14 protein-coding genes are annotated in these 12,505 nt (G+C 64.2%); 11 read left to right on the top strand and 3 right to left on the bottom strand.

What is annotated here, in order from left to right; genetic code table 11:
- From VFF99_RS11650 to rng, 4 genes are all read left to right on the top strand, one after another.
- Window positions 1-491, top strand: a 491-nt coding sequence (locus tag VFF99_RS11650) for an RsfS/YbeB/iojap family protein (protein ID WP_325018038.1), incomplete at its 5' end; no start/stop codon positions are given.
- Window positions 492-497: 6 nt separating this feature from the next.
- Window positions 498-968, top strand: a complete 471-nt coding sequence (gene rlmH / locus VFF99_RS11645; protein ID WP_325018036.1) for a 23S rRNA (pseudouridine(1915)-N(3))-methyltransferase RlmH — start codon at window positions 498-500, stop codon at window positions 966-968.
- Between the two features lie 8 nt (window positions 969-976).
- On the top strand, window positions 977-1,597 hold the full coding sequence (locus tag VFF99_RS11640) for a Maf family protein (RefSeq protein WP_325018034.1): 621 nt from the start codon (window positions 977-979) through the stop codon (window positions 1,595-1,597).
- Complete coding sequence (gene rng / locus VFF99_RS11635) at window positions 1,594-3,057, top strand: ribonuclease G (RefSeq protein ID WP_325018032.1); 1,464 nt, start codon at window positions 1,594-1,596, stop codon at window positions 3,055-3,057. Before VFF99_RS11640 ends, rng begins: the two co-directional genes overlap by 4 nt.
- A gap of 3 nt (window positions 3,058-3,060) precedes the next feature.
- Here the strand turns inward: rng and VFF99_RS11630 are convergent, their stop codons facing one another.
- Window positions 3,061-3,306, bottom strand: a complete 246-nt coding sequence (locus VFF99_RS11630; protein ID WP_325018030.1) for a hypothetical protein — start codon at window positions 3,304-3,306, stop codon at window positions 3,061-3,063.
- A 278-nt stretch (window positions 3,307-3,584) separates the two neighbouring features.
- Here VFF99_RS11630 and VFF99_RS11625 point away from each other — a divergent pair, with 278 nt between their 5' ends.
- The 5 genes from VFF99_RS11625 to VFF99_RS11605 are packed head-to-tail and all read left to right on the top strand — an operon-like array spanning window position 3,585 to window position 7,102.
- Complete coding sequence (locus VFF99_RS11625) at window positions 3,585-4,394, top strand: TOBE domain-containing protein (RefSeq protein ID WP_325018028.1); 810 nt, start codon at window positions 3,585-3,587, stop codon at window positions 4,392-4,394.
- A 12-nt stretch (window positions 4,395-4,406) separates the two neighbouring features.
- On the top strand, window positions 4,407-5,147 hold the full coding sequence (gene modA / locus VFF99_RS11620; protein WP_325018026.1) for a molybdate ABC transporter substrate-binding protein: 741 nt from the start codon (window positions 4,407-4,409) through the stop codon (window positions 5,145-5,147).
- Entirely contained in the window at window positions 5,144-5,554 is a 411-nt protein-coding gene (locus VFF99_RS11615) for a TOBE domain-containing protein (protein WP_325018024.1), read from the top strand. Before modA ends, VFF99_RS11615 begins: the two co-directional genes overlap by 4 nt.
- On the top strand, window positions 5,551-6,222 hold the full coding sequence (modB, locus tag VFF99_RS11610; RefSeq protein ID WP_325018022.1) for a molybdate ABC transporter permease subunit: 672 nt from the start codon (window positions 5,551-5,553) through the stop codon (window positions 6,220-6,222). Before VFF99_RS11615 ends, modB begins: the two co-directional genes overlap by 4 nt.
- Window position 6,223: 1 nt before the next feature.
- Complete coding sequence (locus VFF99_RS11605) at window positions 6,224-7,102, top strand: ABC transporter ATP-binding protein (RefSeq protein ID WP_325018020.1); 879 nt, start codon at window positions 6,224-6,226, stop codon at window positions 7,100-7,102.
- A 462-nt stretch (window positions 7,103-7,564) separates the two neighbouring features.
- On the opposite strand, the gene VFF99_RS11600 is transcribed toward VFF99_RS11605, so the two are convergent.
- Both VFF99_RS11600 and hutC read right to left on the bottom strand, forming a co-directional pair.
- Window positions 7,565-8,305 (bottom strand): retropepsin-like aspartic protease, encoded by a 741-nt coding sequence (locus tag VFF99_RS11600; protein ID WP_325018019.1) that lies wholly within the window; start codon window positions 8,303-8,305, stop codon window positions 7,565-7,567.
- 35 nt (window positions 8,306-8,340) lie between these two features.
- A complete protein-coding gene (gene hutC / locus VFF99_RS11595; protein WP_325018017.1) occupies window positions 8,341-9,102 on the bottom strand; it encodes a histidine utilization repressor in 762 nt (253 codons plus the stop codon).
- A 79-nt stretch (window positions 9,103-9,181) separates the two neighbouring features.
- On the opposite strand from hutC, the gene hutU reads away from it, so the two are divergent.
- Both hutU and hutH read left to right on the top strand, forming a co-directional pair.
- A complete protein-coding gene (hutU, locus tag VFF99_RS11590; protein WP_325018015.1) occupies window positions 9,182-10,900 on the top strand; it encodes a urocanate hydratase in 1,719 nt (572 codons plus the stop codon).
- Window positions 10,901-10,959: 59 nt separating this feature from the next.
- On the top strand, window positions 10,960-12,501 hold the full coding sequence (hutH, locus tag VFF99_RS11585) for a histidine ammonia-lyase (protein WP_325018013.1): 1,542 nt from the start codon (window positions 10,960-10,962) through the stop codon (window positions 12,499-12,501).
- Window positions 12,502-12,505 lie beyond the last annotated feature (4 nt).

Genomic DNA, 12,505 nt, shown 5'->3' with positions numbered 1-12,505 from the left:
AAAAAGGCGGCAACGTCGTCAGCATCGAGGGCGAGGAAACCGGCGAATGGGTGCTGGTGGACCTCGGCGACATGGTCGTGCACATCATGCAGCCGGCCATCCGCGACTACTACCGCCTGGAGGAAATCTGGGGTGAAAAGGAAGTGAAGTTCGGCGCGGCCAAGCGCACGGCGAAAAAGACGGCCGCCGCCGAGGACGGCGAGGCCAAGCCGGTGCGCAAGCGCTCGACCCACATCGCCGCCAGCCAGACCACGCTGGACGACGACGAGCCGAAGAAACCGGCACGCAAGACCGCCGCCCGCAAGACTGCGGCGACAAAGACTGCGGCAACAAAGACCGCCTCGAAGACTGCGGCCGCCAAGACTGCAGCCGCCAAGACCACCGCACGGAAAACCGCCGCCAAGACCCCGGCCGGCAAGACCGTGAAGGTCGCCGCAACCAAGAGCGCCGCGCCGAGGAAGACAGCCGCCAAACGGACGACCGCCAAATAAGCTGCCATGCAGCTCATCATCGCCGCGGTGGGCCACAAGATGCCCGCCTGGATCGAAGACGGCTTCGGCGAATATGCGAAACGCATGCCGCCGGAATGCCGCATCCTCCTCAAGGAAATCAAGCCTGTAGAACGTTCCGGCAGCAAGACTGCCGAAACGGTCATGGGCCTTGAGCGCAGCAAGATCGAGGCAGCGATCCCGAAAGGTTCGCGCATCGTGGCCCTGGACGAGCGCGGCAAGGACCTTACGACGGTGCAACTGTCGCAACTGCTGACCCAGTGGCAACAAGACGGACGTGATGTTACATTCGTCATAGGCGGGGCAGACGGGCTGGACGCCGGCTTCAAGGCATCGGCCGACATGCTGGTGCGCGTGTCGAGCATGACGCTTCCCCATGGAATGGTGCGGGTCCTGCTCGCCGAGCAGTTGTACCGTGCCTGGTCGATCACGCAGAACCACCCGTACCATCGAGTATAAGCATTCCAATGAAACCGGCAGACCACAAGATCTACCTCGCTTCCAAGAGCCCCCGGCGGCGCGAGCTGCTGCGCCAGATCGGCGTCGAATTCGAGTTGCTGCTGCTGCGCGACCAGGGCCCGCGCGGTCCCGACGTCAGCGAGGAAGTGCTGCCCAACGAACGGGCACATGACTACGTGGTGCGCGTGACGCGCGAGAAGGCCGAACAGGCCTGGAAGATCATGCTGGCGCGCCGCCTGCCGCTGCGCCCGGTGCTGGCGGCCGATACCACCGTCGTCGTCGACGGCCGCATCCTGGGCAAGCCGGCCAATGAAGCCGAAGCGATGGAAATGCTGCGCGCGCTCTCCGGCCGCACGCACCAGGTCATCACCAGCGTCGCGCTGCATCGCGACGGCGACACCTTCCAGCAGACCCAGACTTCCGACGTCACGCTGATCACCCTGACCGAACAGATGATGCGCGCCTACTGCGCCAGCTCCGAGCCCTACGACAAGGCGGGCGGCTACGGCATCCAGGGCATGGCGGCGGTGTTCGTCAAGCACATCGCGGGCAGCTACACCGGGATCATGGGCCTGCCGCTGTTCGAGACCGCACAACTATTAAATCAAGCCGGTATCCCGACTTTATGAGCGAAGACATCCTCATCAATATCACCCCGCAGGAGACGCGGGTTGCATTGATCCTCCAGGGCGCTGTACAAGAACTCCACATCGAACGCACTTTGTCGCGCGGCCTCGCCGGCAACGTCTATCTCGGCAAGGTGGTGCGCGTGCTGCCGGGGATGCAATCCGCCTTCATCGACATCGGACTGGAACGCGCCGCCTTCCTGCACGTGGCCGACATCTGGGAGGCGCGTCCGCACGACAATTCCAACACCATGCCCGCGCCGATCGAAAAGCTGCTGTACGACGGGCAGTCGGTGATGGTGCAGGTGATCAAGGACCCGATCGGCACCAAGGGCGCGCGCCTGTCGACGCAGATTTCGATTGCCGGCCGCATGCTGGTCTACCTGCCGCAGGATTCCCACATCGGGATTTCGCAGCGCATCGAGAACGAGGTGGACCGCGAATCGCTGAAGGCCAAGGTGCAGAAGCTGCTGCCGGCAGAGGAAAAGGGCGGCTTCATCATCCGCACCATGGCCGAGGACGCATCGGATGCCGACCTGCAGATGGACATCGACTACCTGCGCAAGACCTGGGCGAACATCACCCAGCTCGCGCGCACGAAGCCGGCGCCCACCCTGCTGTACCAGGACCTGAACCTGGCGCAGCGCGTGCTGCGCGATTTCGTCAACGACAACACCTCGACCATCCAGGTCGATTCGCGGGAAAATTTCCAGAAGCTGCAGGAATTCGGCAATGCCTACACGCCGTCGGTGCTGGCCAAGCTGGTGCATTACACCGGCGAGCGGCCGCTGTTCGACCTGTACGGCGTGGAAGAGGAAATCCAGCGCGCGCTCGGCCGCCGCGTCGACCTCAAGTCCGGCGGTTACCTGATCATCGACCAGACCGAGGCGATGACGACCATCGACGTCAATACCGGCAGCTATGTTACCGGCCGCAATTTCGACGACACGATCTTCAAGACCAACCTGGAAGCAGCACACGCGATCGCACGCCAGCTGCGGCTGCGCAACCTGGGCGGCATCATCATCCTCGACTTCATCGACATGGAGAACGTCGAGCATCGCAGCGCCGTGCTGGCCGAGCTGAACAAGGCCCTGTCGCGCGACCGCACCAAGGTATCGGTATCCGGCTTCTCGCAGCTCGGGCTGGTGGAAATGACGCGCAAGCGCACGCGCGAATCGCTGTCGCACATCCTGTGCGAAGTCTGCCCTGCCTGTTCCGGCAAGGGCCAGGTCAAGACCGCGCGCACCGTGTGCTATGAAATCCTGCGCGAACTGCTGCGCGAGGCCAAGCAGTTCAACCCGCGCGAATTCCGCATCCTTGCCTCGCAAGTGGTGGTGGACATGTTCCTGGAAGAAGAATCCCAGCACCTGGCGATGCTGGGCGATTTCATCGGCAAGCCGATCTCGCTGCAGGTGGAGACGCTGTACCACCAGGAGCAGTACGACATCATCCTGATGTAGAGGCTAAGCCGGTTCCGGGACGCGGTTCCGGGCAAGTTTATCCAGCAGCGCCATGCCCTGCGCGAAGCTCTCCACGAGCTGCGATTTCCCGCCGCGCTTGCCATTCCTGGACAGCCAGGACTGCGTGAGCCGCCAATCCCCGAGCAGATCCTGTTCAAGCACGACGGTGTAAATCCGCGCATCGGTGGTGAAGTGGACCCGGGTAGGCTTTTCCAGGGGAAGCGTGCGGGAATCTGCGGGGTCGATCATGGGTGCGGCGTGGGCGTGAAGCGGTCGGAAAGGCGGGTGGAATTATAACGTCCGCGCATCAAGAATCGTAGGGTGGGTAGAGCGAAGCGAAACCCACCAGCAACACCCTCCGCCGGCCGCAAGGTGGGTTTCGCTACGCTCTACCCACCCTACCGTCCTGCCTTGACTGAGCGAGTGCGGTCAGAAGCCGCCCTACCGTCCCCTCTCCTAGTTCGATCGAACTATGGCAAGCCACGCCCTACCGTTATATCATCTCATATATAACGCTTTTGACTCCCATGCCCTCCCCCAAAATGCACATCGAAGGCCGCCTGTGGATTGCCAGGAATGAAAGCAATCTCGCCGGCCACGGCCGCATCGACCTGCTGCAGCGGATCGCCGACACCGGCTCCATCACCAAGGCCGCGAAAAGCATGGGCATGAGCTACAAGGCGGCGTGGGATGCCGTCGATGCAATGAACAACCTCGCCGGCGAGCCGCTGGTGGAACGCGTCACCGGCGGCAAGGGTGGCGGGGGAACCCGGCTCACGCCGCGCGGCATGCGCCTGGTGGCCGCCTTCCGGCTGATCGAGGAAGAGCACCAGCGCTTCCTGAAAACGCTGGGCGAGAACATCGAAGATTTCACCGACACCTATCAACTGATGCGCCGATTGAACATGAAGACCAGCGCCCGCAACCAGTTCTACGGCAAGGTGGCCGAGATCCACAGCGGCGCGGTGAACGACGAGATCGTCGTCGCGCTGCAGGGTGGCGATCGCATCGTGGCCGTCATCACACAGGAAAGCACGCGCCATCTCGGGTTGCGTCCCGGCGTCGACGTGGTGGCGCTGATCAAGGCGCCGTGGGTGATGGTCGCGGAGGCCGGCGACGGCCTGAAACTGTCCGCCCAGAACCGGCTGGAAGGCACGGTCGTCAAGCTGCAGCGCGGCGCGGTGAATGCCGAAGTTGTGATCCAGCTTCCCGGCGGCACGACCGTGTGCGCCGTCATCAGCAACGACAGCGCCGATGAGCTCGACCTTGCGGAAGGCAAACCGGCCGTTGCGATCTTCAATGCCTCGCACGTTGTCCTCGGCGTGCCGGCCTACTGAAAGGAACCCCCGATGAGAATGCTTGCAGCATCCCTGCTCTTTGCGCTGTGCGCTTCCGCCGCCGCCGATACGCTGACGGTCGCCGTCGCCGCCAACGTGCAGTATGCCTTCGACGATATCCAGGCCGAGTTCAAGAAGGAAACCGGCCACGACCTGAAGCCGGTCTACAACTCGTCCGGCAAGTTCACCGCGCAGATCATGAACGGCGCGCCCTTCGATGTCTTCCTCTCGGCCGACATGGAGTATCCGGAAAAGCTGCACAAGGAAGGCTTCGCCGCCGCGCCGCCGAGGGTATATGCCTACGGTGCGCTCGTCCTGTGGACGATGAAGGACCTCGATCTGGCCAACTGGAAGACGGTGCTCCCCGGCCCGGCGGTGGCGAAGATCGCGATGGCAAACCCGAAGACCGCGCCCTATGGCCGCGAGACGATGAAAGCCTTCGCGCACTTCAGGCTGGATGCCGCGCTGGCCCCCAAGCTGGTGTTCGGCGAGAGCATTTCGCAGACCAACCAGTACATCCATTCGCGTGCGGCGGATGCGGGGGTGACCGCGAAATCGGTAGTGGTCTCGCCCGAGATGAAAGGGCAAGGCAAGTGGATCGACCTGCCCCGGGAGGCCTACCAGCCGATCGCGCAGGGAATGGTCGTGCTCCGGCACGGCGAGCAGAAGGCCCTGGCACGACAGTTCCACGACTTCATGCTGTCGCCGAAGGCGCGCGCCATCCTCGAACGCTACGGATACCTGCTGCCATGAACCGTCTGCCCGGAGAGATTGCGGACATTGCCGTGCACGGCAGCATTGCGCTGATCGACGTGCAGGTCGGCGCGCGCCGCTTCACCGCGACCCTGATCGGCGCCAGCGAAGAAGCCGCGGGATGGAAGCCCGGCATGGCCGTCACCCTGCTGTTCAAGGAAACCGAAGTGTCGCTGGCGAAGAACCTGTCGGGCCTGATCAGCATGCGTAACCGCATCCCCTGCACCGTGGCGGCGATCGAGCGCGGCACGCTGCTCACGCGCGTGACGCTGGATTTTGAAGGGCGCGCGCTGGAGTCGGTCATCACCACCCGCTCCTCGCACGCGCTCGGGCTCGCCATCGGCGACGCCGTGGAAGGCCTGGTCAAGGCCAATGAAATGACGCTGCTTCCGGAGGCAGGCGCATGAGCCACGACTGGCAGCCGCTGCTGCTCACCTTCCGCCTGGCGGCGATCACCACGGTGATCCTGTTCTTGATCGGCATTCCGCTGGCCTACTGGATCGCTTACACGCGTACCCGCTTCAAGCCGGTGATCGAGACCCTGGTCAGCATGCCGCTCGTGCTGCCACCCTCGGTGCTGGGCTTCTACCTGCTGCTCGCCTTCAGTCCGCAGAACGCCTTCGGACAGTGGCTGGAGCAGTGGTTCAACATCCGCCTCGTGTTCAGCTTCGCGGGGCTGGTCGTCGGCTCGGTGATCTTCAGCCTGCCGTTCATGGTGCATCCGATCCAGTCGGGATTCCAGAACCTGCCGGCGTCCCTGATCGAAGCCTCGCGCACGCTGGGCAAGTCCGACATGTTCACGCTGTTCCGCATCCTGCTGCCGAACATCAAGCCCGCGCTGCTGTCCGGCGCGGTGCTGAGCTTCGCGCATACGGTGGGCGAGTTCGGTGTGATCCTGATGATAGGCGGGAACATCCCTGGTGTAACGAAGGTGGCCTCGATCGCGATCTACGACGAAGTTGAAAGCCTGAACTACGCGGCGGCCAATTTCTATGCATTCGTCCTGTTCGCCGTCACCTTTGCGATCCTCCTGACGGTGTATGTGATGAACAAGAAACTGCTGAAGGCGGGCTGAGATGATTTCGTTCAGCCTCGGCAAACAGCTCGACAGCGCAAGCGGCCCCCTGCAATTGCAGGTGGAAGCCTCCATTGCCGGCGGCAGCTTCGCCACCCTGTTCGGCCCTTCCGGCGCCGGGAAAACCACGGTGCTGCGCATGCTGGCCGGCCTGGCCCGGCCGGATAGCGGACGCATCGTGGTCAATGGCGAGACATGGTTCGACGCGGCGCGCGGCATCCACCTGCCGCCGCAGCACCGCGCCATCGGCTTCGTGTTCCAGGACTATGCGCTGTTTCCCAATCTCAGCGTGCGGGAGAACATCGCCTATGCCGTCGAGCGGCACGAAGGCGGCTGGGTGGACGAGCTGATCGCGCTGATGGACCTCGGCAAGCTGCAGGAGCGCCTGCCCGCCACGCTCTCCGGCGGGCAGAAGCAGCGCGTCGCCCTCGCCCGCGCGCTCGCGCGCAAGCCGAAGCTGCTGCTGCTCGACGAGCCGCTGTCCGCGCTCGACCTGAACCTGCGCCAGCAACTGCAGGACGAACTGGCCGCGCTGCATCGCCGCTTCGGGCTGACGACTTTGATGGTGAGCCATGAGCTGGGGGAAGTGTTCAAGATGTCGGATGCGGTGTTGCGGCTGGAAGCCGGGCGCATCGCCGCTTCCGGCACACCGAGGGAGGTGTTCCTGCAGGGACGGCTCTCGGGAAGGCTGAACCTGCATGCGCAGGTGCTGGATATCCGCCGGGAAGACGTGGTGCACATCGTCACGCTGCTGATCGGACAGGAAGTGATCGACGTGGTGGCGTCGGAAGACGAGGTGGCGGCCTTGCGCAGCGGGGACAATGTGTCCGTCTCGGCGCGCGCGATCAGTCCGTATCTTTCGCCGGCGGGGTCGCGGTAGCAGGGCCATTCCTAGTCATTCCAGCGGAGGCGGGAATCCAGTGGCACTTGGGTGCGCCGATGCTTTCTCCGAATGAACGACGCTGGATTCCGGCTTTCGCCGGAATGACGGGGTGAGAGGATGCGGGGAATCGAGCGGCGTCGCCCGCATGCGGGCTGCAAAGGCGGCGCACCCGTACCCTCCCCACGTCATTCCGGCGAAGGCCGGAATCCAGTGGCGTGTGGGTGCGCCGATACTTTCTCCGGGTGAACGACGCTGGATTCCGGCTTTCGCCGGAATGACGGGGTGAGGAGGAGGCGGTGAATCAGACGGCGTCGCCCGCATGCGGGCTGCAGAGGTAGCGCATCGCACACCCACTCCACGTCATTCCGGCGAAGGCCGGAATCCAGTGGCGTGTGAGTGCCCCAATGCCTTCTCCGAGTGAACGACGCTGGATTCCCGCCTTCGCAGGAATGACGACGTCTACCGCGACATCGACAGCACACCACCGCCCATGCGCAGCTGCAGGCGGCCGAGGAAGCTCATGCCGATCAGCGTTTCGCCGGTGGTGCCGATGGCGACGCGCACGTCGTGCAAGGTGATGCCCGAAATGGTCACCTCCGGCACGACCACGTGCTCTGCCGTGAGCAGGCCGTTCGCGGTCTGCACGCTGCCCGACTTGCCGGGCAGCTTGTCGATGCCAAGCTTACGCGCGGTTTCCGTGCTCATCGCGATCGAGGAGGCGCCGGTGTCGATCAGCCCCTCGACGGTGATGCCGTTGATCGTAAGCGGCGCGAAGTAATGCCCGTGCCGCCCCGCATAAAACATCGCCACATGGCCGCGGCCGTCCGCGTTTCCGCTGCAGTAGGCGCCAACGCATTCCGGGCCCGAAGCCATGCGCGCCAGCGCCTCGTGCTCTTCCATCCAGCGCTTGGCTTCCTGGTCTCCGCCGCGCGCGGCCTTGCCATACCAGTAGGCCGCCCTTTCCTCGCAGCGCGACACCAGGTAGCCCGCCTCGTAGGATACGGCAAGGTTGCGTGCCGCCGTCGCATTGCCGGCATTGGCGGCACGCAGCGCGGCAGCAAATTCCGCATGCGGACGATTCAGGGGGCGCGCGTTGCCGTTGTCATCGGGCGCGAAGAATTGGTTTTCGCAGGCGGCGTGCGCGGTCTGGAACAGCATCGCGCAGGCGGCAAGCATCAGGGTTCGCAGGACTGGAATCATGTCGGCGAGTATATTCCATTTCCTTAGGGAAACAATCAGAAGCTGCCTGCGAACTGGTAGCGGCTGCCCGGATGCCACATGGTGACCACCGACGCCGCCTGGCCCTTGGACAGCGTGCGCCGCTTGAGCACGAGGCAGGGTTCCTTGCTCTGGATGTGGAGCATGTCGGCGATCTCGCGCGGCGGGCTGAGCGCTTCGATGCTGTAATTCACGCCCTGCAGGGGCGCGGCGGCCATCAGGTACTCATTCGGCGTAATTGCGGAAAAATCCTGCTGCATGTAATCGGGCGCGACCGCGGGATTCACCCAGCGGTCCTCGACCTGGATCGGCACATCGTTCTCGAAGTGCACGATGACGGAATGGAACAGCGGCGCGCCCGGTTTCAGGCCGAAAGGCAAGGCCAGCAGTTCGGAGGCTTTCGCCCGCTCCAGCAAGTGCAGCTCGCTGCGGTGGCGGTGGCCGCGCGCATGCACCTCCTCGGCGATGCTCTTGATCTCCACCAGCGTGGATTGGTACTTGTGCTGCGCGACATAGGTACCGGAACCCTGGATGCGGGTGAGCACCTGCTCCGCCGTCAGCTCACGCACCGCGCGGTTCACCGTCATGCGCGATACGCCGAACTGTTTCGACAGTTCCTGTTCGGAAGGAATGGCGTCGCCCTCCTTCCAGTCGCCCGCGTGGATGCGTTCCAGCAGGTAATCCTTGATTTGTTGATAAACAGGTACGTCTGCCGCCGAATCCAAAATGCTCTCCAGGTCAATTGTCTGCCACGGCGATGGTAGCACTTGTCCAGTCATTTCAAAAATTCCTTGACCAAGTTGTATATACAACTTAAGCTTTAAAAAACGCTCCCCTTGGAATGGAAGGAAGACACCCATGAACGCACCGAAGGAAACGATCCACCTGGACAACGATCCCCGTTTCGACGCCAGCCGCACTATCCGGGCCCCGCGCGGCGCCGAGCGCAGCTGCAAGAGCTGGCTGACTGAAGCGGCTTACCGGATGATCCAGAACAACCTCGACCCGGAAGTCGCGGAAAATCCGAAGCATCTCGTCGTCTACGGCGGCATCGGCCGCGCCGCGCGCAACTGGGAATGCTTCGACCGCATCCTCGACACCCTGCGCACGCTGAACGACGACGAGACCCTGCTCATCCAGTCTGGCAAGCCGGTCGGCGTGTTCAAGACGCATGAAGACGCACCACGCGTGCTGCTGGCCAATTCCAACCTCGTGCCGAAATGGGGAAACTGGGAACACTTCAACGAACTCGACCGCAAGGGCCTGTTCATGTACGGGCAAATGACGGCGGGCAGCTGGATCTACATCGGCAGCCAGGGCATTGTCCAAGGCACCTATGAAACCTTCGTCGAAGCCGGCCGCCAGCATTACAACGGCGACTGGGCCGGACGCTGGATCCTCACCGCCGGCCTGGGCGGCATGGGCGGGGCGCAGCCGCTGGCGGCGACGCTGGCCGGCGCGGTCTCGCTGAACATCGAATGCCAGCAGAGCAGCATCGATTTCCGCCTGCGCACCCGCTACCTGGACAAGCAGGCCAAAGACCTCGACGAAGCGCTGGCGCTGGTGCAATACCACTGCGAACGCAAGGAAGCGGTATCGATCGGCCTGCTCGGCAACGCCGCCGAAGTCTTGCCGGAACTGGTCAAGCGTGCGCGTGCCGGCGGCATCAAGCCCGACCTCGTCACCGACCAGACTTCCGCGCACGACCTCGTCAACGGCTACCTGCCGGCGGGCTGGACCGTTGCGCAGTGGAAGGCCGCACAGCAGGATCATGCGCAGCATGGCACGCTGACGGCACAGGCCGCGCGCTCCTGCGCCATGCACGTGCAGGCGATGCTCGACTTCCACGCCATGGGCATCCCCACCGTCGACTACGGCAACAACATCCGCCAGGTGGCCTTCGATACCGGCGTGAAGAACGCCTTCGACTTCCCGGGCTTCGTGCCGGCCTACATACGGCCGATGTTCTGCGACGGCAAGGGTCCGTTCCGCTGGGTGGCGCTGTCCGGCGATCCGGAAGATATCTACAAGACCGACGCCAAGATCAAGGAACTGTTCCCGGAGAACAAGCACGTGCACCACTGGCTGGACATGGCACGCGACCGCATCGCCTTCCAGGGCCTGCCGGCGCGCATCTGCTGGCTCGGCCTGGGCGAACGCCACATCGCCGGCCTCGCGTTCAACGAGATGGTGCGCAAGGGTGAGCTCAAGGCACCCATCGTCATCGGCCGCGACCACCTCGACACCGGTTCGGTCGCCAGCCCGAACCGTGAGACGGAAGGCATGCGCGACGGCACCGATGCGGTCTCCGACTGGCCGCTGCTCAATGCGCTGCTGAACACCGCCGGCGGCGCCACTTGGGTATCGCTGCACCACGGCGGCGGAGTCGGCATGGGATACTCACAGCATGCGGGCATGGTGATCGTCGCCGACGGCAGCGACGCGGCGGCCAAGCGGCTGGCGCGGGTGCTGGTCAACGACAGCGGTAGTGGCGTGATGCGCCATGCCGACGCCGGCTACGAAACGGCCGTCGCCTGCGCCAAGCGCAACCACCTGAACCTCCCGATGATCAAATAAATTTTGTAGGGTGGGTAGAGCGCAGCGAAACCCACCAAGCGCACCAAAACACCGCACAAATGAAAAACACCCTCACCCTGAACCCCGGCCAGCTCACCCTGGCCGACCTGCGCAAGATCTGGCGCGACGCCGTCCCGCTCGCGCTGAACGCATCCGCCTACGAAGCGATCAACGCGTCCGCGGCCACGATCCACAAGATCGTGGAACGCGGCGCCCCTGCCTATGGCATCAACACCGGCTTCGGCAAACTGGCCAAGACGCACATTCCCAACGACCAGCTCGAAGAACTGCAACGCAACCTGATCCTGTCGCATTCCGTCGGCAGCGGCGAACTCATCACTGACGAAGTCGTACGCCTGATCCTCGCGATGAAGATCGGCAGCCTGTCGCGCGGCTATTCCGGCATTCGCGCCTCGGTCATCGACACCATGATCGCGCTCTACAACCGCGGCATCATGCCCTGCATCCCGAGCAAGGGATCGGTGGGCGCCTCGGGCGACCTCGCGCCGCTGTCGCACATGACGCTCGCCCTGATGGGCGAAGGCGACGTGCGCGTGGACGGCCGGATCATGTCCGCAAAAGACGCACTGGCGGCGGCACGCATCGAGCCCGTAACGCTGGCGGCGAAGGAAGGCCTGGCGCTGATCAACGGCACCCAGGTCTCCACCGCCTTCGCGCTGCACGGCCTGTTCCTTGCAGAGCGCATGCTGGAAGCGGCCACCGTGTCCGGCGCGCTGTCGGTCGATGCCGCCAAGGGCAGCGACGCGCCCTTCGATCCGCGTGTGCATGCGGTGCGCGGACAACCGGGCCAGATCGCCGTGGCGAAGATTTACCGCCAGTTGTTGTCCGGCAGCGAAATCCGCCGCTCGCACCTGGAGAACGACGAACGGGTGCAAGACCCGTACAGCCTGCGCTGCCAGCCGCAGGTGATGGGTGCCTGCCTCGATCTCATCGGCAACGCCGCCCGCACCCTGCTGATCGAGGCCAATGCGGTCACCGACAATCCGCTCGTGTACGCGGATGAAGGCGACGTCATTTCCGGCGGCAATTTCCACGCCGAGCCGGTGGCCTTCGCCGCCGACAGCCTGGCCCTGGCGCTGGCGGAAATCGGCGCGCTGTCCGAGCGCCGCATTGCGCTCCTGATCGACTCCACGCTGTCCGGCCTGCCGCCCTTCCTCGTCGCCTCTTCCGGCCTCAATTCCGGCTTCATGATTGCGCACGTGACGGCGGCGGCGCTGGCCTCGGAAAACAAGTCGCTCGCCCATCCCGCCAGCGTCGACAGCCTGCCCACCTCGGCCAATCAGGAAGACCATGTGAGCATGGCGACCTTCGCCGGCCGGCGCCTGCACGAAATGGCGCAGAACACCGCGACCATCGTCGGCATCGAACTGCTGGCCGCGGCGCAAGGCGTGGATTTCCACCGTCCGCTCGCGACCTCGCCGATGCTTGCGCAAGTGCATCAACGCCTGCGCCAGCGCGTGGCGTTCTACGACAAGGACCGCCTGTTCGCGCCCGACATCGAGGCGGCGAAACAGCTCGTCCTGCACGGCGGGCTGAGCGCCACCTGCCAGGACTTGTTCGCGGGACTCTATTCCACCTGAGGAG

The organism is Noviherbaspirillum sp., assembly GCF_035654295.1.
GTDB lineage: Bacteria > Pseudomonadota > Gammaproteobacteria > Burkholderiales > Burkholderiaceae_D > Noviherbaspirillum.
Note: the sequence above shows the minus strand (reverse complement) of the source record. Positions and strands in the feature narration are given on the sequence as shown.

Coding starts and splice junctions, on each gene's coding strand:
- rlmH (WP_325018036.1), top strand. CDS start 498: ATGCAGCTCATCATCGCCGCGGTGGGCCACAAGATGCCCGCCTGGATC.
- VFF99_RS11640 (WP_325018034.1), top strand. CDS start 977: ATGAAACCGGCAGACCACAAGATCTACCTCGCTTCCAAGAGCCCCCGG.
- rng (WP_325018032.1), top strand. CDS start 1,594: ATGAGCGAAGACATCCTCATCAATATCACCCCGCAGGAGACGCGGGTT.
- VFF99_RS11630 (WP_325018030.1), bottom strand. CDS start 3,306: ATGATCGACCCCGCAGATTCCCGCACGCTTCCCCTGGAAAAGCCTACC.
- VFF99_RS11625 (WP_325018028.1), top strand. CDS start 3,585: ATGCCCTCCCCCAAAATGCACATCGAAGGCCGCCTGTGGATTGCCAGG.
- modA (WP_325018026.1), top strand. CDS start 4,407: ATGAGAATGCTTGCAGCATCCCTGCTCTTTGCGCTGTGCGCTTCCGCC.
- VFF99_RS11615 (WP_325018024.1), top strand. CDS start 5,144: ATGAACCGTCTGCCCGGAGAGATTGCGGACATTGCCGTGCACGGCAGC.
- modB (WP_325018022.1), top strand. CDS start 5,551: ATGAGCCACGACTGGCAGCCGCTGCTGCTCACCTTCCGCCTGGCGGCG.
- VFF99_RS11605 (WP_325018020.1), top strand. CDS start 6,224: ATGATTTCGTTCAGCCTCGGCAAACAGCTCGACAGCGCAAGCGGCCCC.
- VFF99_RS11600 (WP_325018019.1), bottom strand. CDS start 8,305: ATGATTCCAGTCCTGCGAACCCTGATGCTTGCCGCCTGCGCGATGCTG.
- hutC (WP_325018017.1), bottom strand. CDS start 9,102: ATGACTGGACAAGTGCTACCATCGCCGTGGCAGACAATTGACCTGGAG.
- hutU (WP_325018015.1), top strand. CDS start 9,182: ATGAACGCACCGAAGGAAACGATCCACCTGGACAACGATCCCCGTTTC.
- hutH (WP_325018013.1), top strand. CDS start 10,960: ATGAAAAACACCCTCACCCTGAACCCCGGCCAGCTCACCCTGGCCGAC.